The organism is Dysgonomonas sp. HDW5A (assembly GCF_011299555.1).
Lineage (GTDB): Bacteria > Bacteroidota > Bacteroidia > Bacteroidales > Dysgonomonadaceae > Dysgonomonas_A.
The window spans coordinates 2,991,571-3,013,769 of sequence record NZ_CP049857.1 but is presented as its reverse complement, the minus strand read 5'-3'; the positions used below and the strand labels follow the sequence as shown (position 1 = coordinate 3,013,769).

The 22,199-nt window shown below is 37.1% G+C and carries 18 protein-coding genes; 5 read left to right on the top strand and 13 right to left on the bottom strand.

The window, feature by feature from the left end:
* Positions 1 to 272 precede the first annotated feature (272 nt).
* The 6 genes from G7050_RS12580 to G7050_RS12555 form a co-directional block, all read right to left on the bottom strand.
* On the bottom strand, positions 273 to 1,058 hold the full coding sequence (locus G7050_RS12580) for a hypothetical protein (RefSeq protein ID WP_166115891.1): 786 nt from the start codon (positions 1,056 to 1,058) through the stop codon (positions 273 to 275).
* A gap of 78 nt (positions 1,059 to 1,136) precedes the next feature.
* On the bottom strand, positions 1,137 to 1,907 hold the full coding sequence (locus G7050_RS12575; protein ID WP_166115889.1) for a hypothetical protein: 771 nt from the start codon (positions 1,905 to 1,907) through the stop codon (positions 1,137 to 1,139).
* A gap of 16 nt (positions 1,908 to 1,923) precedes the next feature.
* The gene (locus G7050_RS12570; protein WP_166115887.1) at positions 1,924 to 2,622 is read right to left on the bottom strand and encodes a hypothetical protein; all 699 of its coding nucleotides are present in this window, start codon (positions 2,620 to 2,622) and stop codon (positions 1,924 to 1,926) included.
* 683 nt (positions 2,623 to 3,305) lie between these two features.
* Positions 3,306 to 4,082 (bottom strand): hypothetical protein, encoded by a 777-nt coding sequence (locus G7050_RS12565; RefSeq protein ID WP_166115885.1) that lies wholly within the window; start codon positions 4,080 to 4,082, stop codon positions 3,306 to 3,308.
* Between the two features lie 18 nt (positions 4,083 to 4,100).
* Positions 4,101 to 4,853: a hypothetical protein gene (locus G7050_RS12560; protein WP_166115883.1), complete on the bottom strand. Its 753-nt coding sequence runs from the start codon at positions 4,851 to 4,853 to the stop codon at positions 4,101 to 4,103.
* A gap of 13 nt (positions 4,854 to 4,866) precedes the next feature.
* On the bottom strand, positions 4,867 to 5,688 hold the full coding sequence (locus G7050_RS12555; protein ID WP_166115881.1) for a hypothetical protein: 822 nt from the start codon (positions 5,686 to 5,688) through the stop codon (positions 4,867 to 4,869).
* A gap of 539 nt (positions 5,689 to 6,227) precedes the next feature.
* Between G7050_RS12555 and G7050_RS12550 the strand changes: the two genes are divergently transcribed.
* Positions 6,228 to 8,012 (top strand): helix-turn-helix domain-containing protein, encoded by a 1,785-nt coding sequence (locus G7050_RS12550; protein WP_166115879.1) that lies wholly within the window; start codon positions 6,228 to 6,230, stop codon positions 8,010 to 8,012.
* Positions 8,013 to 8,156: 144 nt separating this feature from the next.
* Here G7050_RS12550 and G7050_RS12545 read toward each other — a convergent pair whose 3' ends face one another.
* Entirely contained in the window at positions 8,157 to 10,100 is a 1,944-nt protein-coding gene (locus tag G7050_RS12545; RefSeq protein ID WP_166115877.1) for a hypothetical protein, read from the bottom strand.
* Positions 10,101 to 10,687: 587 nt separating this feature from the next.
* Positions 10,688 to 11,707, bottom strand: a complete 1,020-nt coding sequence (locus tag G7050_RS12540; RefSeq protein WP_166115875.1) for an LA_2272 family surface repeat-containing protein — start codon at positions 11,705 to 11,707, stop codon at positions 10,688 to 10,690.
* A 105-nt stretch (positions 11,708 to 11,812) separates the two neighbouring features.
* Between G7050_RS12540 and G7050_RS12535 the strand changes: the two genes are divergently transcribed.
* On the top strand, positions 11,813 to 13,489 hold the full coding sequence (locus G7050_RS12535; protein WP_166115873.1) for a PNGase F N-terminal domain-containing protein: 1,677 nt from the start codon (positions 11,813 to 11,815) through the stop codon (positions 13,487 to 13,489).
* Between the two features lie 93 nt (positions 13,490 to 13,582).
* On the opposite strand, the gene G7050_RS12530 is transcribed toward G7050_RS12535, so the two are convergent.
* A complete protein-coding gene (locus G7050_RS12530; protein WP_166115871.1) occupies positions 13,583 to 14,071 on the bottom strand; it encodes a hypothetical protein in 489 nt (162 codons plus the stop codon).
* Positions 14,072 to 14,311: 240 nt separating this feature from the next.
* Here G7050_RS12530 and G7050_RS12525 point away from each other — a divergent pair, with 240 nt between their 5' ends.
* The gene (locus G7050_RS12525; RefSeq protein ID WP_166115869.1) at positions 14,312 to 15,616 is read left to right on the top strand and encodes a DUF3472 domain-containing protein; all 1,305 of its coding nucleotides are present in this window, start codon (positions 14,312 to 14,314) and stop codon (positions 15,614 to 15,616) included.
* 93 nt (positions 15,617 to 15,709) lie between these two features.
* Here G7050_RS12525 and G7050_RS12520 read toward each other — a convergent pair whose 3' ends face one another.
* Positions 15,710 to 16,201 carry a hypothetical protein gene (locus tag G7050_RS12520; protein WP_166115867.1) on the bottom strand — a complete coding sequence of 164 codons (492 nt, stop codon included), beginning with the start codon at positions 16,199 to 16,201 and terminating at the stop codon, positions 15,710 to 15,712.
* Positions 16,202 to 16,666: 465 nt separating this feature from the next.
* On the opposite strand from G7050_RS12520, the gene G7050_RS12515 reads away from it, so the two are divergent.
* Together G7050_RS12515 and G7050_RS12510 are read left to right on the top strand one after the other, a co-directional pair.
* Positions 16,667 to 18,895, top strand: a complete 2,229-nt coding sequence (locus tag G7050_RS12515) for a cation-translocating P-type ATPase (protein WP_166115865.1) — start codon at positions 16,667 to 16,669, stop codon at positions 18,893 to 18,895.
* Positions 18,896 to 19,257: 362 nt separating this feature from the next.
* On the top strand, positions 19,258 to 19,470 hold the full coding sequence (locus G7050_RS12510; protein WP_166115863.1) for a heavy-metal-associated domain-containing protein: 213 nt from the start codon (positions 19,258 to 19,260) through the stop codon (positions 19,468 to 19,470).
* Between the two features lie 63 nt (positions 19,471 to 19,533).
* Here G7050_RS12510 and G7050_RS12505 read toward each other — a convergent pair whose 3' ends face one another.
* The 3 genes from G7050_RS12505 to G7050_RS12495 all read right to left on the bottom strand — a co-directional run bounded on the left by G7050_RS12505 (position 19,534) and on the right by G7050_RS12495 (position 21,699).
* The gene (locus G7050_RS12505) at positions 19,534 to 20,202 is read right to left on the bottom strand and encodes a porin family protein (RefSeq protein ID WP_166115861.1); all 669 of its coding nucleotides are present in this window, start codon (positions 20,200 to 20,202) and stop codon (positions 19,534 to 19,536) included.
* Positions 20,203 to 20,271: 69 nt separating this feature from the next.
* Positions 20,272 to 20,904, bottom strand: coding sequence for a porin family protein (locus G7050_RS12500; RefSeq protein WP_166115859.1), 633 nt, complete (start codon positions 20,902 to 20,904; stop codon positions 20,272 to 20,274).
* 138 nt (positions 20,905 to 21,042) lie between these two features.
* Positions 21,043 to 21,699: a porin family protein gene (locus G7050_RS12495; protein ID WP_166115857.1), complete on the bottom strand. Its 657-nt coding sequence runs from the start codon at positions 21,697 to 21,699 to the stop codon at positions 21,043 to 21,045.
* Positions 21,700 to 22,199: the final 500 nt, after the last annotated feature.

Here is a 22,199-nt window from a genome sequence, read left to right as displayed (position 1 = left end):
GGATTAGTCTCTCTCTCTCTCTCTCTCTCTCTCTCTCTCTCTCTCTCTCTAATATTTCGACACACATATCCAAACCTAAATAGTTAAATTTTAGATTATTATCAGAATATACGGTTGTTAATTTTACTGTCATTTTCAGTGTAAAGAGTTATTTTACAGAGACGAAGGTAATGAATAATTTCAAATTATCACAAATTTCAATTATTTAATCTAAGGGACAAAAATAATTTGTCCCTTAAAGCAATAGATCAACAATTCAGTTCTATCGTAAATCACAATATTTTAATTGCACCAAAATGACTTCCTCCATATCTGTTATTCACGGTACCGGCTGCTTCATTACCTGCCCATATTTCGAGTTCTGCATTTTGAGAAAACACGATCAGCTTCATAAACTGAGGTTTCGCCCATCCTCCTCCGGTAAACTCATGTAAATTACCAACAGTTTCGAGAATAGCTCCGGTAGTTTTATTCCTCAATTGCATCCAAAAAAAGTTATTACCGATTGCACTCGGAGTACCCGTTAATCCCATAGAAGCATAAACAAGCCATGTTCCGGGAGTAACCTTTATTGATGTGCGTGTCAGATTAGTCCAAGTATTAATCTGGCTTGCAGACCAAGTATAGCTTCTTGCCGGATCGGCAGCATTCGGATCTGCCAACCCGGTCGGATCGCCATAAAGCAATCCTTTTGCTACTGCCTCTATCGGTTTCAGCAAATTATCAATTGATTTCCATGTTGCATAGCCATTGGCATTGGATATCAGCCTCATCTCCGGTTCTAAACTAGTACCTGCAAGAAAAAGCGCACCATTGACTTCGAGCTTTACGGAACTCATCGGGATAGCTCCCAAACCTACATTTCCGTTATTATCCACAATTACATCATCCAATAATTGTGAAGCGGATACAACACCCGAGGTCGGATTATTTTTTGCTCCATCGACATGAAGCAGATATTTGGGATTCTCTGTATTTATACCTATCTGAGAATAAGATGGCAATGTTATTATAAGTGATATAATAATGCTTAGATACGAAATTCGATATTTTAACATAAGGCTATGTCTATATTTTATAATATGTATAATTAATATATGCGTTTCAATTATTATCAACTTCAGGTAAATAACCCTTTATTGGAGTTTAATCGCATAAAAATATGCACCTGTAAGATCGGACGTTAGTTGCGGGCTCAGGTAAGTAGAGGACGGACTTTTAATCTGAACAAAATACTTCCGTTGTTTTTGAGCAAGTCCCTCTACGGGAATAGATATAAAACCTTGTACCATAGGCGTGCTGTAATATTTCTGATATACACCTTTTCGAATAGAATAAGGCAGTCCTCCTTCGCTCACATCAGTATATGTTTTTGCGCCACCAGCATCGGTTGTTTCCTGTACGATTTTGAGCCATACATATTCGGCTGTAGATAATGTTGTGCTCGAAACCGTACCTACGACATCGGCTTTGGCAACAATCATCCACAGACCTCCTGTTAAATCTAATGGTACAGAGGTTATATCCTGATAAGCTGTTGTCAGATTTTTTGTCGGCACAATTGTTCCCCAGACTACTCTCCGACCTATAAAGTTAGAATCATACCATGTACCTATTCCATTCTCATCCGATACCAAAAATGCACCTTCGCTTTGAGTGCCATCGGCAATACGTAAGGTTCCTCTGATATCGAGTCTCGTGGTTGGCGTATGAGTACCTATACCTACATTTCCATTCGATAAAATCACTACATCATCTGCTGTTCCGGTTATACCACTTGTATTTTTCAACGGATCTATTAGCAGCACTGAGCTTGCACTGTTATTTATTGTAACCGATTGCGATCTCAACAAGCAGACAGGCAACGCAAGTAAACAACAAACAGCTATATATTTTCTTATTTTCATTGTTCTTTCTTTATTATTACATCAATTTTATTGCATACAGATATGAGCCTCCGATACCACCCGAAGTGGAAGCAAATAAGGAGTGATTTTGTGCATGCAGCTCTATTTGTTTAGTCTGCCCCACAGCAACCTCTACAACCCCTGCTGTTTGAACAACACAGTACAAAGAGCTGTCGTATGAGGGGCGTGCTCCTGCTGCATTGATTGCCACGGCTGAGGTTTTATCGTAAATCTGCACCCATTTATAATAGCTCGATTCGGTTGAGTTTTTGGTCACAATCCGCGCACTCAGCAACCATTTTCCGGCAGTTATTGTCAGTGGTTGAGAACTAACGACAGACCAGCCTACTCCTAATAAAATTCCATTAGAGATAGTGCCACTTATGATCTTAAACTTAAATTCGGAATCCCAATATCCTAATCCTGTTCCGTCGGTAGTGAAAATATTACCACTGCCTTGTGTGCCATCATTAATCCGAATAGTTCCTCTCAAATCCAAAGATGCGGTGGGATTGGCCGTTCCGATTCCTACATTACCTTTCATATCAACAATTACATCATCGCTATCGTTGGTGGGCGATGATGACGTGCCTCCTGTATTTGAATTAGGGTCAATGTGAAAAGCTCCAAACGGGCTTTTCGTATTAATCCCCACCTGCGATTGGCATATGCCTATGCTCAGGAGAATAAAAATTAAGAAAAAACAGTTTTTCATTGTCGTCATCATTTATTATTTAGTTAGTTCGATATTAGTTAGTTCGAAAATAAAAAGCAGCAGCATGTAATCACTACATGCTACTGCGGACATAGTTGTGACATAGGTAAACGGATGTTTCGTGCCGATTTTGAACGACAACAACAAAACAAACCGGCTGAACGAAAGCGTTTGCCTAAACAACTATCCATATATTTATGGGGAAAATGTTCTAAAGAATAATACATAGCGTACTTTAAACACAATAATAGAAAAAGACAGATAACTCTGCCTGAAAATTTAAAAAATAAGTAGTATTTTAAATACGAGAAGGGATTAGATATTACTCTCTCTCTCTCTCTCTCTCTCTCTCTCTCTCTCTCTCTCTCTCTAATATTTCAACGCACATAACCAAACCTAAATAGTTAAAATTTAGATTATTATCAGTAATTATGTTTGTTAATTTTGTTGTCATTTATACTAAATATCTCGCATTCATACTTTGCAAAGATATGAATATTATTAGATTAAAGAACTATTTAACCTAAAATTTATAAAAAGTCAAAGTTCAATTTTATCGTTAAAATAAGAGTAATATAAATTTATGAGAGCAAATCCTCTCCATTCTATCTACGCACTAAAATAAGGTCACACTATACGATAACTTAATGTGACCTTGTTCCTTTTTTTTGTTAAAATTTAGCTTAAATAGAATATAAAATAACTTGAGGCATCAGATCGGGACGAGTAGCGTTACCATACAGTTCATAATGGACTTGCCCATCTCCACCAGAACCTCCGATAGAGGGAAATATCTCAACATCTATTATTTCGCCCGCTATGCAATCTCCCAAATACAGAGAGGTTGTAAAAGTTATTACCTGATTCTGATTTGCCAACAAATAATATTCAATTTGATCCAGATCCCCTGTTTTCCCGCGCTTAACTACGTACACATATATACTTACCTTTTTAGATGGACTATTATCCCATCTATAATATGACCACCAGCGCAATGTGAGCAAATATTTTCCATTCTGAGGTATTACCATATCAGAGTCTGTTACTAGACGAGCACGCACACGAGTTATAAACTTTTGGGCCGGTATAGCCGCATATGTTTTCGTGATAGATGGAGGTTGCTGCGACCAGAAAGCTATTCCGTCAGTACCAGACTCTAGCACTTTATTCTCCAACAACCCCGAGATATCTTGAATACGAAGCGACGACACTGTTGATAACGGATCTTTTTTTAAATCAACTTTAACAATAGGAGCTTTTGTGCCTATGCCCAAATTACCGGCAGCTGTTACTACAACATCATTTGCTTCCTGTGTTTCAGAGGGGATAAGTGATGTGTTATCTCGCCCACCATCTACATGAAATATGCCCAAAGGAAATTCTGTATTAATACCAATTTGCCCATAAACCAATACAGACCCACAGCTTATACTTAACAGTATTAATAAAATTTTATTCATCGTTTTTATTTTTTATGATTATACACGATACACAAACACCTGTGTTGCAGACAAATCCATAATCCATGAGATACCTACAGATTGAGGACTTGTAACCACATACAGTTTATCATCAGCTTTTACATTTATTGCCCGAAGTACAGTATAGACTGAAAATTTTTGTTTATCAATTACATTTGTATAAAACTCATAAGTATCTATAGCAGAGGTAGCCGGATTCGGATCATTTTTACATAAATAGAAATAACCGCTCATTCGAATAGGAGTTCCTGTATAAGTCATTGCAGAACGAATCATTACCAAATAATTACCATCGTCTAAAACAGGAATGTAGTTTCTATACAAAGTAAACCACAATGGATAGTTTACTCTTGACGCCATAATTCCTATCGGGGCTACAACAGATTCCATATATCCTCCACTTCCTTTCATCATTCCCCAACTTGCATATCCATCTTTGTCTCCAAATAATACCATACCTTCGGCTTCGTTCCCATCCTGAAAACGCATAGCCCCGTAAGGCTCCGAAGAAGTTATGTCAACCTTCGCCTTACCCGCAGGAGTAGCAGTATTCTGCCCTATTACAAGCGAACCGTTAGTATCAACCATTACATCATTTCCGAATCGGTCTGCAGAAGCACTATTATTATCTGCAGAGGCATCTATATAAAAAACTCCTTTTGGGTTTTGTGTATTGATAGAAACTTGTGAAAATACGGACATCACAACCATCCATATACAAACTTGTAATATTATATTTTTCTTCATCATCAGCTTTTTTTTTTTAAATATTATACACCATAATACTGGGGTAATAAACAACCATACCCTGTTGATCCGAAGTCAGCCCAGCTCCAACAGTCCAATCATTAGGTCCGGTTGGTCTTACATATACCTCCAGAATATCTCCGGCTTCTAAGCCAGATGCAAACAAACTTGTTGTGAATGTCATACGAGAACTGCCGGTTGCCCCTTGATCTTGAACAGGTGTGTATATTACAGTATTATCGACTAGAGTAGAGATTCCATTCCGTTTTCGATGCAATTCCAATTCTCCGGGCACAATTCGATATTCTCCTGTAGTAGTATTCTCCGCAATAGATACTGACCCCCACCAACGTACTGTTATTATATAACTCCCCTCATAAGGTATAATGATATCAGTGTTGTTCTCGGAATTTACCTCTACAAGTGCTTTCGTAAAAACACCTTTCGTAAACGTTTGGGGCGTTTTCGTATAGTAAACTACTCCTTGAGGCATCGGTTTAGGCTTCCAAGTAACCTTTCCCTCAAAATCAGAAAACAAATACTGATTGGGGCCTTCCGACCCATCGGCAATTCGAATAGCTTTGAGACTTCCTTGTGTGGCATCTATATGCAACTTCGTTGTAGGATTAACAGCTCCAACCCCCATATTGCCCTTGCTATCAATAACAATATCATCGGCAGCTTCAGCTGGAGAAACAGTGCCCGCCGATACGTTATTACCTTTTCCATCAATATGGAATACACTTTTTGTGTAGGGAACCGTTGTATTGATACCTACTTGTGCCTGTAGTAAGCTAAAGGCAAAAAGTCCTATCAAGATTAAAAGCTTTTTTTTCATTATCATTTCATGTTAGTTAGTTAAGTTATACCGGTATACAGCAAAGTGCAATCTCTGAACCTTGCTGCATATAATACAATTGCAGCTTATTGGATTTGAGGGAAAATGGGGAACGACAACAATAAAGAAATATCCCTAAACAATAATCCAATAAAGTAATACAAGGCATTTCCGATATAATATGGTGCATAAGTCAGTAAATTTATTTTGCAGATTAAGCGCTAAACGGATTAACAATATGCCTAATTGTTAATTAATATACCACAAAGAAGATATTTTGTTTAGCAGCGATTAATTACTTCCCTTTTATAATGTTGTCTAAATTAGTGTCGTTTATCGTTTATCCCCAGACTAAAACATAAGCCCAAGAAAACCAGGCACAAAAATATTTCATATTACTCAAACAGATGTCATTCATATGCAAAACCATGTCATCTATACGCAAAAATCCTTAATAAGAATAAATTTTTAGGGAAAAGAGAGGTAATTGGGATAATTTTGTATCGAACCAACAAAAAAGCAAACAAAGTTTAGTTATTATGAATATCAAAACAAAAAGAGGTTTAATCTTAACCTTGTTTTTCTTATCATTTATACCATTCTCTATTGTTGCCCAGTCTCAAGATGTACTTCAAATGAAGGAAGCTTTAATATCCAAGATAGACTCATGTAATAAGAATTTATTAAAACTTGATCAGAAACTGAAAATCTCGATGATGACAATGGCTAATAAATCACGTGAATATGATGCTATGGCTGAGTTCTTCAATCAGAAAAAATTATTTGGAGAAGAATATCAGATACTCATGTACAAATACATGTATAAAGATACATCCCCCAATAATCTGGATAGTATATATTATTATTTCAAGAAATCTGATAATCAATACTTAAACAGTCATGAAGACGTTACGCTACTCATCAATTCACTACGAGGACATTTTGTTGCTTGGTGCTCTAATAATAGCTATTCAGAACTTGCTATTCATACGCTAAAACAGAATATCGAATATAATTCGATTAGAAAACTCAATGATAACCTCTGGACATATCTGAGATTGGTACAAATCTACAGAACTACAGGTAATCACAAACAGGCAATCGAGTCCGGAAAGACAGGTCTAAATCAAGCAAATACACACAAACTTGCATTTGAACTGAAAGTATGTATTGCTTCGGAAATTGCAGAAAGCTATTATATACTGGGTGATTTTCAAAACAGCTTGGTATATTGTGACTCAATCCTCTCATATACCCACAATATTCCCGATAAATTTCAACCCGAACTTGGATCAAATTTCTATAATCTGGCTTTGATAGACTTTTATGCAATGACATCGGTTGCTTATTCATCAACAAAAAAATTTGAACAAGCACTAGTAATGCTCGGAAAACTGGAAGCAATTTTTCCAAAGGCAAAAATATTAGGCTATCCGGACAATGCAAGAGACCAGTTTTTAGCTCAAAAAAACTGGGTAAATATGGTTTATAACTATCAAAAAGGAGACTATGCTAAAGCAATGGAATATTTGAATAAAAATAAGGAACTGGCAATTCCTTTTGCTTTGACTCCAGATTATAAGAATACCCCTAAATGGGAGGCTCTAATTAATGAAAAGCTGGGTAATTATAAAGAAGCCAACTCCGCACTTAAAGATCAGCTACACTTTACCGACTCCATAAACCGAGCAAATACCGATAAAGAAGTCAGTTCTTTATGGGCTACTTTTGAAGTAGACAAAGCACAGCAAGCCAAAGAAAATAGCGAGTCGAAAGTCAGAATTATAGCAATAAGCACCAGTATCATTATTTTTATCTCTGCCATTCTCCTCATCTATTTTGTGGTAACCAACAGAAAATTAAAGAAAAAAAACCAACTCTTATTTAAACAACAGAAGAATCAATCATCTACTATACCTTTTGTAATAAACAGGAAAGAGGAAGCATCACAAGAAGAAATATCAGAAAATACTGAACAGACTCTCTATTTACGAATTATTGAATATCTGCAAACATCCAGGCAATATACAGATTCGGCGATCTCGCGCGAATCATTAGCTAAAGAACTGGGAACAAACAGACAGTATATCATCGATGCTATATCAAATAATGCTAATATGAGTTTCAATGAGTTTATCAATAATTTCAGAATTGATTATGCGCGAGATTTATTATTAAATGAAGACAATATACTGATCAAAGAAGTATATACTGAAGCGGGATTTAAGAATAGGAATACTTTTTCGCAATTGTTTAAAGAGAAGTTTGGTATGAGTCCTTCCGAATTCAGAGAGTGTGCCAATGAGGAAAAGATAAAAAGATAAAACCAATTGTACTGCCTACTGACTTTAGTAAATCATGAGGAAAGGTATTCTAAAGATACAAAGGCAATATGTTTTCGTGAAAAAAGTAAAGCCACGCAATACAATTGTTGCGTGGCTCTATTTTGCAAAAATATATTCTATTTATTATTGCTCTTTTTGAGCTCTTTTCAACTCTTCAGCTCTTTTTATACACCATGCCATAGAATTTGCCGTAAATATAGCATTATAAACATTCCATGTCTGTGTTGCCGCAGTAGGGCCAAATCGGGCACGATACGAAGGAAAGTTTGCATAAACCTGTCCGCTGATTGTTTTTGAAGTCAATTTAAAAGGACAAATGGTTGATGCTGCCGTAGATGTATTATTGGAATTAAAACCTCCGTCTCCAACCCAAACAAAGGGAAGTGTATTGTGTCGGAATGCTGTAGCAGAGTTCTCAACCAAAGTAGAGGATGCCCCCGCTCCGGATATATTCTGATTAGATGAATAAAGAGTAACCTCCTCCAAAGGCAGATTGGTAGCATAATAGGTTGTAGATGCATCCTCTCCCCAAGTCAATCCCGTCAAATTCCCAAAAGGACCGTTTAATATAGGATCGGTAATACTAGCATATCTATAAATAGATCCCGGAGGGCCTCCGGCTGAGATATCGATATCTGATTTATTAAATAATTTTCTCAAGAATGTTCTATTGGATGCCGGTTCTTCACAAAACATTAGAACAATTCCTCCGGCATTGAGAAAATCAACAAGAGCCTGTGCTTTATTGTCATTTATACCATTCCAAGCATAACCGATTGTAACGATATCGACTTTGGTATAACCATTTGTACCGAGTAAATAATTACTAAACATGGCATCACTCGATGCGGAAGCTAAATCGGCATCCCAAAAAGTCACAATAGATCCGGTATTATTACCCGATGTTTTTCGGTTACTGTCATACGCTGTTCCGGCATTCTTAAAACCGGAATATCTTATAATGCTATGCGGATAGGGACCGAAGTTATTCAAGTCTGTCAACATTGTATTGGAAGCCGATCCCACACGTCCTAAATTATATCCGTAATCAGCACTTGTTCCGATAGTCATTACCCTTTTTTGAGGAATGATAATATATACTGTAGCCACACATGTAGCAGTAGAAGACTCGCTGTTCGACTTGATATATAATCGCTTATCATTGGTACTATAGGGAGTGCCTTCACCATACAACCTCACCACCTGAGGTGAAGCATTTAATATTCCGCTGCCTTTGAATTTTATACCATCTACCTCACTCGTTTCTATTTCGTAAGTAGCTCCATACGAAGTTGGCTCGACATTAAGTACAACTTCAATATAATTGGATGCATCAAGCTGTACATCTTCATAATACTCACCGTATACTTTAGTTCCCGAGCAGTTCATTGTATAGCGAGGTCTTATTGCCGAATTTTTCACTTCCACATTAAATGTACAGGCACTATCATCTCCATTGGCACGAACTCCATTAAGAGCGACCGTAAAATTATCGAAGTTAGGAGTTGTATAATTGATAGGTGTTCCCATACCCGGAACCATTATAGTATATGTTCCATTAGATAGAAATTCGCCCGAAGCTGTGAAATAATATCCATTTTCATTGACCGGATCGGTTACTGTTGCTGTAATTGAGTATGTTCCGGGTTTAGTTACCGTAACTGCAATGGAGAGATAGTTGGCTCCTCCCAATTCCTGTCCGTTTTTGTATTCACCGACTACTTTCAGAGCTGAACAGTCGATAGTAAAGGTTGCTTTACCTATTTTACCACAGATACTTTTCCATTCGCCCTCTATTTTATTGTAATAATTATAACAATCTTCATCGATATTATAAATCATTACACCATTCCCTAAATTCACATCAGAAATATCGATCTGGTCTCTCTGAATAGTACGCAAACGAGGGATTACAATTCCTTTGGGAATCGTATCTGTGCCATTTACAATATTCCGAACATCGAGTTCTGTTAATGCATTAGGACTTTCAGTATTAACACCCACCTGAGCATAGAGAGTGCTAAATAAAGCTGAAATCAGAATCAATAAAAAAAACCTTTTACTCATCATCATCGTTTTTAATTTATAAGTAATATATTAGTTAATGTTGGTCTATAAACATAAAAAAGGCAGTAGCATGTAATCACTACACACCACTGCCAGATATAGTTTTGCCATAGACAAGCCTTTAATCGTGACGGTTTTAAACGACAACAAATAAAGAAACTCCCTACACGAAAGGCTTTATCGGCAACACTAAGATTATTAAATTTAATTGAGGAATATTCAAAAAGGGAAAACATTGCGTCAAAAAGAAGCAATGCATATGATGAAAAAATAATTTTACTTGAATATTTTAGGGAAAAGTAATATTTTAAATACGAGGAGGGATTATATATTACTCTCTCTCTCTCTCTCTCTCTCTCTCTCTCTCTCTCTCTCTCTCTCTAACATTTCAACACACATATCCAAACTCAAATAGTTAAATTTTAAGGTATTGTAAAAAAATATGGTTGTTAATTCTGCTGTCATTATTTGCGTAAAGAGTTATTTTACAAGGACAAAGATAAAACTATTTTAATTAAAAACAAAAGTATAAAAAACAATCGCGATTATGCTTCTAATAATACCGTTTACTTTTCATATCCTCACTATCACAATTTATATTGCAAACCAAATGTCCATCCCCAATAGATCTGTTTAAAAGAAGAAGAATCAAACTTTTTCCAGATACGATGCGTAGGAAACAAAGCCTCATTATCTAATGAACGGGTCGTAAGATAATTAATTGAAGGTCCTCCAAAAACCTCTATTTTGCGACTTATCTTATAGGATGGCATAAAGCGAATTGCATAACGATAAGCTTCTTTATAATCATAGTCATCATCTTTGTCATCTTTCTCGCCCCCCCAATTTACTTTAATATTTGTTTTACTCATCACATCAGCAATTAATTCTGTGTTGAATCTAAATTTTCCGGAAAAAGGTATATGCAAACCCAGACCACCTTCTAATACCATATGATGATGAGGCGAATCGAAATTATATCCTAATCCAACAATTCCATACAAATATTTACCGCCCGAACGAAAAGAAGCCAAAGTAACAGCCATATCATCTACAGTAAGCCCAACAGCTATTTCCCCATCGTTTATGATATTAATGAGCCCAACCGGAAAATCGTTATGCTCGGCACTATTTACAAGACCTATTTGCACACCTGATATTTTCTTTGACTCATTAAAAAATCCCACTTGTACACCTGACATTTGCTGAGCTCCATTAAAAAAGCCTATTTGTACTCCGTTGCCGGACATGGTACCATTACCTACACCAATTTGCATCCCTCGCATTACTTTCGCTTTATTAAATCCCCCAAGCTGCAAACCCGACAAAGCTTGCGTTTCATTATACAGACCAACTTGTACGCCCTTCATCGACGATCTCACGATATTAAAAAGTGAAAACGAAAACCCATTGGTATTTTTATTGATACTCGAAACCAAAGCCAGAGAAACATTATTGGTAGTCGAATCAGTTAATTCGCCATTGGTAGATAATCTATACCACAAACCCACATTAAAAAACGATTTGGAGGTAAGATCATTATCTTGAGCCGATAATTTAATGACAGCCAAGACAAGTAAACCGAAAATAAAACAAAATTTCTTCATAGTACTGGATTATTGTATTAGAATTGTTATACAATTTCTTTTTATCGTCAATAGAATATTCATATTTTTGTATAAATAACTAGAACTCTCATTCAATTAAATCTAATGAAAAAAAGCCTGTTACTCTTACTGCTTCTAAGTCTCGTTATTCAAATAGAAGCTAAAGATAAAAAAGATTTTAAAACCGTACGAATTACGTACCAAATCAGTTTTAATAATAAACCCGATTCTACGCTGACAACGGTGATGGAGATATCCGACAATGTTGCAAGGATTAACTCAACATCTACCCGTCAGGAAAAAGATGATGTGATTCAGAACATTTATCTCGATTATATCAATAATAAAGAAATAAAAGTTGCTCAATTAAATGGTGGAGAAACCATTTATACAATACGAACTTTCACAATCAATGAAGGTCTTACCCCTCAACCTGAAACCGAAAAAATAGCAGGATATAATTGTAAAAAAGTAACAGCAAGTATCAACTCAAATAGGCTCGAAATATGGTATACTACCGAATTGGGCGTTATGGGTTCGATGCAACCGGGTACGGCTATACCCGAAGGTGTTGTTCTGAAAATTGTACGCAACGGACAACGTGAAGAAAAAGCCACAAAAGTAGAGCTTCTGAAAGAGGAAACAAACCTACTCCCCTCTCTTACGGGCTCTCAGTTATCTGCTCCTGCTTATAATTACAAGATACAGCAAAGCAAAGTAATATCGGTAAATGTATTCGATAAGCAAAGCATTTACTTTAGAGACATTCCTAAACCGAATGATGTAAATACAACAGAAGTACTTCAGTTTGCCAACGGTTCTATTGTACTGAAAAAGGTTACATTGCCTGCCGATAATGCGGACTACTCTATTTTCGCAGAACTATCTCAGCATTCCGAAGGTGATGCATACGACCGCACGGGATCGGTATTTATTGTACCAACTAACCGCAAACAATCTTTCTTAGATGGTCTGTTGAAAGGAAAAGAGGCACTTCCTCAATATACCGACAAGCAGGGTACAAAGTACGAAGGGATGACAGTGACCAACGATTACCTACCTCCTCTCGAATTGATGCGCTTTTATACGTCTTTTGGTGTCAAAGGATTTAATCATATACAAGTTGCCGATTATAATTGGCCCGACTCGGTAGTATTCAAGCAAGAGATTACCGATTACGCCAAAGAATTGAAAGGCGAAGTATGGGTAGGTACTTGGATCGGAAATTATGCGGAAAAAGGACATAATGTTTCTCTTAAAATCAAATATTATCCAAACGAAAAGAAAGAACCAAAAGAAGTGTATCCATTATTTGCAACAGTAAATATTATGGAAATGGCAGGACAGGCTTATCCCGAAGGAATGTTTCGTAACGATTCGCTGACTGTTACTTTCAAGACCGATACCGATCTGAAAAATGCTTACATTCGTTACATCTCTACCGGTCATGGAGGCTGGGGCGGCGGCGATGAGTTTAACCCTAAGCTGAACGAACTTTTTCTGGATAATAACCGCATCATAGCTTATACTCCATGGCGTGAAGACTGCGGCAGCTACCGAGAACTGAATCCTGCTTCGGGTAATTTCTCGAATGGACTTTCGTCTTCCGATCTTAGCCGTTCGGGATGGTGTCCGGGAATGGTTAGCTATCCGGTTTATGTTCACATTGGGGACATTAAAGCAGGCGAACATCAACTTAAAGTAGCTATTCCGGTAGGTGACCCCGAAGGATCGAGTCGTAGTTACTGGTGTATTTCGGGTGCATTGGTTGGCGATAAATAATCGAATGATAAAAACTAAATTATATAACAAAAGCTGCTCCCGTAAAGAGCAGCTTTTTATTTATCAGATAAAGCAAATCGTATTTGCAGTATTTCACTTCACTTTTTTATATACAAGCATGGTCTCGGCACGAATAATCTTCGCAACATCAATCTTCAGGTATTCGGCAATTTCTTGTTTATTTCCGAATCCATAAGCATAAAGGCTATCGCCTTTAAAAAACTGATAGGCAACATTACGCCCGTCTAAATAAATGCTGTCACCTTTCAATTTATATGTTCCTTCAGTAAAGAAATCCTTTGGATATTCCATACCTGTCCCACACCAAGGAGTCAAACGGCTCGTACAAGTACCATTTTCTTTAAAAGTATAAGTTCCGACAGATGACCACGAAGAGTTTTTAAGCAGATCAAGTATACTTTGCTTCAGGCTAGGATCCGTAGTTTGTACATTAAAAGTAAATCCGGTGAATTCCCATTCACTCACTACTGGACTGTCAGCATCATCACTATCGCAAGCCGTAAAAGTAAATCCAATGATTAATGCGAATAACAGATAGGATAAGATTTGTTTTAATTTCATAGGTATTTTCATTTTTTAAGTTAATGTAATAAATGATAGATGCAAAATAAGTGAAATGCTGCATCACATGAAAATAATTAGAAGAAGCTATTGAATCGGTATTTCTAAAACTACTATCTTTACCATTAAGTAAATAGAAATATTTAATGATACATTTTAAAGGCATAATAAGCTATCGCTGTTTTGCTTGTCAAAATAATAAATAGTTCTGCGAACTTAAACTTTAAACCTTATACTATAATGAACACAAAAAACAAACTTAATTTTATCCGAAATTTAAGCCTTGGAGCTGTATTACTATTCTTATCTGCCTTTACTACTCTAGCGGCTCCTATTAACATTCCATTGGGAGGCAATGCGTATATCACTCAACATGTAGATGGTGCCGAAATCTCAGATAATGGAGTATCGAACTGGAAAGGCCTGAAGACGGTTATATCCTCTTGGTTCAGAATGAATCAAAAGGGCAAAATAAACCTTTCGCTCAGAGCCAAAGCATTTGCACCCGATACCAAGATACAGGTAACAATAGCAGGCAAAAGTTATCCGGTCAATTTATCGAGTAAGGACTGGACAATTGTACCTGTAGTTAATCTTCTTGAAATAGATCGACCCGGTTATTTAAGAATAGATCTACAGGGAATCAGCAAAAGCGGTGAATTTTTCGCAGATCTATCCGATCTGGTAATAGACGGTACGGCACTCGAAACAGCTCCTAATTATGTTCACGACTTTTCTTATTATTTCGGTCGAAGAGGTCCATCCGTACACCTCAAATATCCTTTTCCTGAAAAAGAAACTGTTGAATATTTCTATAATGAAGTAACGGTTCCTATCGGAAACGATGTGATAGGGTCATATTACATGGCAAATGGTTTTGGACAGGGTTATTTTGGCATACAGGTAAACTCGGAGACCGAACGCAGAGTTTTATTCTCGGTATGGAGTCCGTTTGATACTCAAGACCCGAAGGAGATTCCCGAACATCAGCAAATCAAAACATTGCAAAGGGGTAAAGATGTGCATATAGGCGAATTTGGCAATGAGGGCTCAGGAGGTCAAAGCTATCTCAAATATTCGTGGAAAGCAGGTACTACTTACAAATTTCTTACACGGATCTATCCCGATGGAAAAGGCAATACGATATATACAGCCTATTTTTATGCTACCGACGATAAAGAATGGCGATTGATAGCCAGCTTCCTGCGTCCACAAACCGATACATGGTATACCCATGCTTACTCATTTCTTGAGAATTTTATACCTAATCAGGGATATATTACTCGTGAGGTTCTATTTGGCAATCAATGGGCAGTTACCCATACAGGTAAATGGATCGAAATCAGTGAGGCTGCATTTACTTACGACGCTACCGCAAAAGCACAAGTGAGGCTCGATTATGCAGGAGGTGAAGTTAACAACAGGTTTTTCTTAAAGAATTGTGGGTTCTTCGATCAGAATACGGAGTACAATACTCCACTGAAAAGGCCTAAAACAAACAAACGCCCTGATATAAATCTTAAAAAGATAACTTCTATAAAATAAGGTATCAGAGCCTCTTATTGCTAGGATACCTTCAATGATTTAGTAAAGAAAAAGCTGTCCTCAATAAAACAGGACAGCTTTTTCCCTTTTTGATTACCTGGAAATTCGATAAAAGACCTCCACTTTATTAGCCTTAGCTATTGAATCGGGATTGATCTTCAAATCAGCAGCTGCTCTGGCTTTTACATCCTCTGTAGCCTTTAGCGTATCGCTCGCAAAAGTATAAGAGATTGCTGCATCCGTTTTATTATCTAAGATAATTTTATTACCACTCACTTTGTATTTTCCTTTTATAACCTCAGCACCCTCTACTCCTGAGTTATTCTCATAGGTACCATCTAATTTGAATACATATACACGTTTTGTTGCCACCTGAATAGTATCAATGTAATGAGTTACCGAATCGGTTAATAAAGAATCTTTGGCCTCTACATCAGCCGTTAATTCAGAAAACTTCCAAATACCATTTACTACTAAATTATCCGATGGATTATTCTTGTCATCATCATCACTACTACACGATGCAACACCCAAACCTAAGATTAATGTAAAAAGAAAAAGATTTACTACTTTTTTTAATTTCATGATTGATTGATTTAATAAACAAAATTGATGTTCTTACTTCTTACACAATTGTGCGAAAACTTCTTGACACACACTTGCGCCAAAATCCCGGGATGTTTCTATTAAAAGATTCAGTAAAACCTGATGCGTTGCAGTCTAAATATTAAAGAAATGTTAAGTAAAATAAGCTTAAAATCTTAAACACTGACTATCTGTTATTTATGGAATAAAAAAATATTGACAAAAAAAATGAAATTTTAGCGAATTGTCGAATTTTGAAACAAAAACACCCATATTTTCGATATCAGAAACATCATTTAGACGAATAACAACCATTAATCATACCAAAAAGACATTACTACTTCCACAAAATAGAAGTAAAAAGGTATCACATTCCGGGGGTATAAATCATATCCATAATTATGTAACATAACACAACCTGATCTGTTGTTACTTTGTTTTAAAATAAATGAAAGATTAAAGACAATGGAAACTCAAATAATAAAAAAGACTCTACCCGTACTCGGCATGACATGCGGAGCTTGTGCAGCAAGTGCCCAGAAAATACTCAATCGGCAAGAAGGAGTAGAAACAGCCTCGGTTAACTTTGCAACTGAAACTGCCCAGATAGAATACAATCCGGACAAAACCGATACTAGTAAACTAAAAGCCGCCCTACAAGGTGCAGGCTATGATTTGGCAATAGACGAAAGCGACGAAAGTACCGAGAAACTCGACAACTTACACGAAGAAAATTACAAAGCCCTAAAAAAGAAAGTTACAGGAGCTATTCTATTCTGTATCCCTTTGGTTATAATTGGGATGACTCCCGCATTGATGCATCTGCAATACAGTAACTTCGTTATGTGGCTGTTGGCAACACCTGTAGTACTTTATTTTGGGAAAGGTTTCTTTATCAGAGCCTATAAACAGGCCAAGAACCGCTCGTTTAATATGGATACACTCGTATCACTAAGTGCAGGAACGGCTTATATATACAGTGTTTTCAATACTCTTGTACCACAGTTCTGGCATTCGAGAGGATTACACCCCGATGTATACTTCGAAGCTGCGGCAGTAGTGATAGCCTTTGTGATGTTAGGTAAATTACTCGAAGAAAAAGCAAAGGGAAACACCTCATCATCTATCAAAAAACTGATAGGCTTACAACCCAAAACGGTAATTATCCTGACTGCCGATGGAACCCAATCCGAAATACCCATCGCCCAAGTACAAATAGGAGATGTAGTATTGGTAAAACCGGGCGAAAAAATAGCTGTAGACGGTAAAGTGGTACAAGGATCGTCATACGTTGACGAAAGTATGATCACCGGAGAACCTATTGCTGTAGAAAAGAAAGCCGACGACAAGGTATTTGCCGGAACGATCAATCAAAAAGGCAGTTTTCAATTCACCGCCGAAAAAGTAGGCAGCAGTACATTACTTGCCCAGATCATACAAATGGTGCAGGATGCACAAGGAAGCAAAGCTCCCGTACAAAAGCTGGTGGACAAAATTGCAGGAATATTTGTTCCCATAGTGATCGGTATAGCTATACTCTGCTTTGTGGTATGGATGGTTGCTGGTGGTGACAATGCTTTTACTCACGCCCTATTGTCATTCGTTACCATCTTGGTAATAGCTTGTCCGTGTGCGTTGGGATTGGCTACACCTACGGCTATTATGGTGGGTATAGGTAAAGGTGCCGAAAACGGAATTCTGATAAAGGATGCCGAAAGCTTGGAGACCATCCAAAAAGTAGACACTGTTATCTTGGATAAAACAGGAACTATCACCGAGGGTAAACCGCAAATAGTAGACATTAAATGGAATGTCGAATCGACCGATTTACTAAAAAACATACTGTTCAGCATCGAAAAGTCATCGGAGCATCCTTTGGCAGACGCTGTAAGTTCACACTTCAGCAAAGAAGCTAAGTATATCAATAATATACAAATAGAGAGTATTACCGGACAAGGAATTGTAGGTCTGTACGAAGGTGAAAAATATTACATAGGCAATCTTAAACTGATAAGTAATGCTAATATTTCACTGGATGCGACTTCTAAGGAATGGATCGACAAGCGTCTGCATGAAGCAAATACCGTCATCCTATTTAGTAACGAACAACAAGTGTTGAGCATAATAGCCATAGCCGATAAAATTAAACAAACATCTATAGAAGCTATCAGCCAACTGCAAAAATCGGGCATAGAAGTATATATGCTAACAGGGGATAATGAACAAACAGCTCAGTCGATTGCCCGACAAGCCAACATAGGTCATTACAAAGCCGGCTTGCTTCCTGCCGATAAAACCGAATTCATCAAACAAATGCAAGCCAAGGGTAAAATTGTTGCCATGGTGGGTGACGGCATCAACGACAGTGCTGCTTTAGCGCAAGCCAACGTGGGTATTGCCATGGGACAAGGCAGCGATATAGCTATTGATACTGCTAAAATGACTATTATATCGAATGATCTGACAAAGATACCTCAAGCTATTAAATTGTCGAAACAAACGAACCGTACCATCAAACAAAATCTTTTTTGGGCATTTATATATAATATTATAGCGATTCCGATTGCCGCAGGTATACTGTATCCATTCAATGGATTTTTACTCAATCCGATGATCGCAGGGGCAGCAATGGCACTCAGTAGCGTTAGCGTTGTGAGTAATAGCCTTATACTTAAATATAAAGCATTAAGGTAATATTATATATTAAAACTGATAACATACTATCGTATAGATAGATTAAGCAACTAGAAAAGTCGGAAAGCCTGACGGACAAAAATTTTCAGGAGCGTCAGCCTCCGTGCATCAGTGGCACAGCCGTTGGCTGACAAGTGAAGCAGGCGTAAAACTAAACGTGCCGACAGGCAGTAGGTTTAGTTTAGCCTGTAAGCTTAAGTCAGACAGGCGAGCCACGCAGCACAAAGCCTTTTTGATTCCTTTTGCGGATTTGGGCAAAAGGAATGCAAGTAATCTTCGATTACGCGCAGTAAAATGAATGTTAGTAAAAAAAGAACATTTATATTAAACCAAATAAAAATAATCACTTAAATAAAAAAATTATGACACAAGAATTAAAATTCAAAACAAGCATCAATTGTAACAATTGTGTGGCAAAAGTAAAACCTAGTATCGAGAAAGTGCAAGGTATCGAAAACTGGAAGGTAGATACCGATAACCCCGATAAAATTCTGACAGTAAAATCCTCCGGAGCAACTGTGCAGCAAATCATAGACGCTGTAGAGATGGTAGGATTCGATATCGAACAAGTATAAAAAGATTAAGCCTCAACGATTATTTATCGTCGAGGCTTATTTTTTTATTGCCTGATTATTCAATCAAAACTTATATCCTAAAGTAAGAGCAGCATTGCGGTTTTTATAATCCAAATCATTTTTCCCAATATCGGTTAAACCAAGCTCATATCGTAATGTAAGAACTACACTTGCAAACTCAACTCCGGCTCCTGTACCCAACCCAAAGTCAAATCTCTTTAAAGAATCATGCCCACCAAAAGTACTGAACTCACCGGTAGCCAGATAATTTTCGTTCCAGAATGTCACCTTACCGGGCACTTTACTTGTTCCTGCTATACCTTGTGCAATATAAGGTCCGGCATTGAATACAATCTTTGTACCAGGCATCACTTCTATTTTATAAGCTGCGTAAAGCGGAATCTGAATATACATCTGATTCATAGTTATTTCGCGATTCAAGTCACTGTAACCGCTACCTTCGGGACGAAAACCTTCAACTTTAGCACCTTTCCGGGTATAAGACAAGCCCGATTGCACATAAAACGCATCTGTAACAGGATATTCGACCATCATGCCCACCTGAAAACCAACTCTCGCTTTTTTATCTAAATCTCCTGCATCCCATGACGAGTTAGAAAAGTTGATACCTCCCTCAAAAGTAAATCTCACAGGAAGTACATGCTGAGCAGATACACTAAACCCGAAGAAAGACATCAATGCGACAATGCCAAATGTGTAAATAGTTTTCATAAATAGTTTGTTTTTTTATCAGATTCTAATACTTTTTTGAGATTAAGCACGCATACTATGGACTAAGTATCAGAATTGATATCCCAGAGTCAAATATGCATTTCTATTCTGCAATCGACCTACATACGAATCAACTACGTTAATAACTCCAAATTCATAACCTAATTTTGCTACCAAGTGACTAAATTCGACTCCGGCACCTACTCCAAAACCAAAGTCAAACTCTTTTATGACTCCTGTACTAAAAGAATTTACTTGTTGCTTTTCTACCCCATCTTTAATGGTCGCTTTTCCTCCGATACCATAGGCCACATAGGGTCCTGTCTGAAAAACGAACTTCGTATCAGAAGCTACTTGCATTTTGTAAGCTGCGTAAACAGGTACTTGCAAATACATCATATTCAGATTTACAAACACATCGTGATAACCATCTTCAAAAAAATCATTGAATGTAGTCCCGTGGTATTTAGCTCCTTTGGTGGTAAGTTCTACTCCACTGATGAGAGAAAATGCAGGATTAAAGGCATAATCAAATGTAACACCTCCCTGCAAAGCAACCTTAGTATCGGTATCGGTAATATCACCGGCCATGTTTATCAGATTAACCCCGGCTTTGACCCCGAATGTTACAGGATAATCCTGTGCCGAAGCAGTAAACCCGACGAAGGATAGTAATGCTACGATAGCTAATTTGCAATTCATTTTCATATCCATTTTTATGTTTTTTATGTGATATTTAATCTTTAATTATATAACTCTAAACATATATTAATTGTTCTCGGACAAAGAAAAACCGCAATGTTTATTTCGCATTGCGGTTTGAAAGAACCCGACCTCTTATCAGAATCTATATCCTAATGTTAGAGCAGCATTACGGTTCTTATAATCTAAACCGTCCTGACCGATATTTACTAATCCCAGCTCATACCTTATAGTAGCCACTATGTTTCCAAATTCGGCTCCAACTCCGGCTCCCAGACCAAAATCGAATCTCTTTAAGAAGCCATCCGTGCCGTAGGTATCAACATTTCCGTCGCCAGTTGCTATTTCATCGAAGATTGCAATGTCACCACTCACTTTGGTCTGACCACCTACACCGTAAGCCAGATATGGTCCGGCATTGAAAACAATCTTTGTACCCGGAACTACCTCTATTTTGTAGGCTCCATAAATAGGCAATTGAAGATACGATTGATTAACTGTTATCTTACCGTCAAACATCATATCGCCATCCGTTGTGCGACCTTCAACTTTAGCACCCTTGGTTGTGAAAGACAAACCCGATTGCAGATGCCATTCATCGGTAATTGCATAATCCGCCGTTATACCTATCTGGAAGCCAACACGAGCTTTTTTATCCATAGGATCTGCATCCCACGAAGAATTCGATAGATTAATACCGGCTTCGATACCTAGCTTTGGCAATTCCTGAGCTGAAACATTAAATGCCAATAAAGACATTAAGACAATTGTACTTAGTTTGAAAAGAGTTTTCATATAAAGTCTATTTAGTTAAAAAGAGTCATCTTCAATACTATATAACCACAAAACCGCACTAATTGTTCTGAACACAAAAACCAATAAACAATATAAATTTATCGTTTTTCGATAAATAATTTGCGAATATCAAAAAATATACATTCTTTTGCAATAAATAATTTCATTTACCAATACACATTGAGATGAATATAATAGCCATATTTTATGCAACACTAATTGCTTTTTTTAGTGGCATAGTATTTACCAATTATTCTAAAATAGAGAGATTGACAACAAATATGTTAATCAGCCTAGATGCCTATTCAATAGGATATATAATGGCTAAAATTATTTTAGGAGTTGTATACCTATCCCTTACGTTAACACTGTACAGACTAGTAAAAGCTAAAATGGACAATTCGATACATGCACAGAGCAACATTATAAGAATAAAGAAAACATTAATCTGCCTGATAGGTATTATCCTAATAAGCCAAGCAGTTTAAAGCACGAAAATT

Coding starts and splice junctions, on each gene's coding strand:
- G7050_RS12580 (WP_166115891.1), bottom strand. CDS start 1,058: ATGTTAAAATATCGAATTTCGTATCTAAGCATTATTATATCACTTATA.
- G7050_RS12575 (WP_166115889.1), bottom strand. CDS start 1,907: ATGAAAATAAGAAAATATATAGCTGTTTGTTGTTTACTTGCGTTGCCT.
- G7050_RS12570 (WP_166115887.1), bottom strand. CDS start 2,622: ATGAAAAACTGTTTTTTCTTAATTTTTATTCTCCTGAGCATAGGCATA.
- G7050_RS12565 (WP_166115885.1), bottom strand. CDS start 4,082: ATGAATAAAATTTTATTAATACTGTTAAGTATAAGCTGTGGGTCTGTA.
- G7050_RS12560 (WP_166115883.1), bottom strand. CDS start 4,853: ATGATGAAGAAAAATATAATATTACAAGTTTGTATATGGATGGTTGTG.
- G7050_RS12555 (WP_166115881.1), bottom strand. CDS start 5,688: ATGAAAAAAAAGCTTTTAATCTTGATAGGACTTTTTGCCTTTAGCTTA.
- G7050_RS12550 (WP_166115879.1), top strand. CDS start 6,228: ATGAATATCAAAACAAAAAGAGGTTTAATCTTAACCTTGTTTTTCTTA.
- G7050_RS12545 (WP_166115877.1), bottom strand. CDS start 10,100: ATGAGTAAAAGGTTTTTTTTATTGATTCTGATTTCAGCTTTATTTAGC.
- G7050_RS12540 (WP_166115875.1), bottom strand. CDS start 11,707: ATGAAGAAATTTTGTTTTATTTTCGGTTTACTTGTCTTGGCTGTCATT.
- G7050_RS12535 (WP_166115873.1), top strand. CDS start 11,813: ATGAAAAAAAGCCTGTTACTCTTACTGCTTCTAAGTCTCGTTATTCAA.
- G7050_RS12530 (WP_166115871.1), bottom strand. CDS start 14,071: ATGAAATTAAAACAAATCTTATCCTATCTGTTATTCGCATTAATCATT.
- G7050_RS12525 (WP_166115869.1), top strand. CDS start 14,312: ATGAACACAAAAAACAAACTTAATTTTATCCGAAATTTAAGCCTTGGA.
- G7050_RS12520 (WP_166115867.1), bottom strand. CDS start 16,201: ATGAAATTAAAAAAAGTAGTAAATCTTTTTCTTTTTACATTAATCTTA.
- G7050_RS12515 (WP_166115865.1), top strand. CDS start 16,667: ATGGAAACTCAAATAATAAAAAAGACTCTACCCGTACTCGGCATGACA.
- G7050_RS12510 (WP_166115863.1), top strand. CDS start 19,258: ATGACACAAGAATTAAAATTCAAAACAAGCATCAATTGTAACAATTGT.
- G7050_RS12505 (WP_166115861.1), bottom strand. CDS start 20,202: ATGAAAACTATTTACACATTTGGCATTGTCGCATTGATGTCTTTCTTC.
- G7050_RS12500 (WP_166115859.1), bottom strand. CDS start 20,904: ATGAATTGCAAATTAGCTATCGTAGCATTACTATCCTTCGTCGGGTTT.
- G7050_RS12495 (WP_166115857.1), bottom strand. CDS start 21,699: ATGAAAACTCTTTTCAAACTAAGTACAATTGTCTTAATGTCTTTATTG.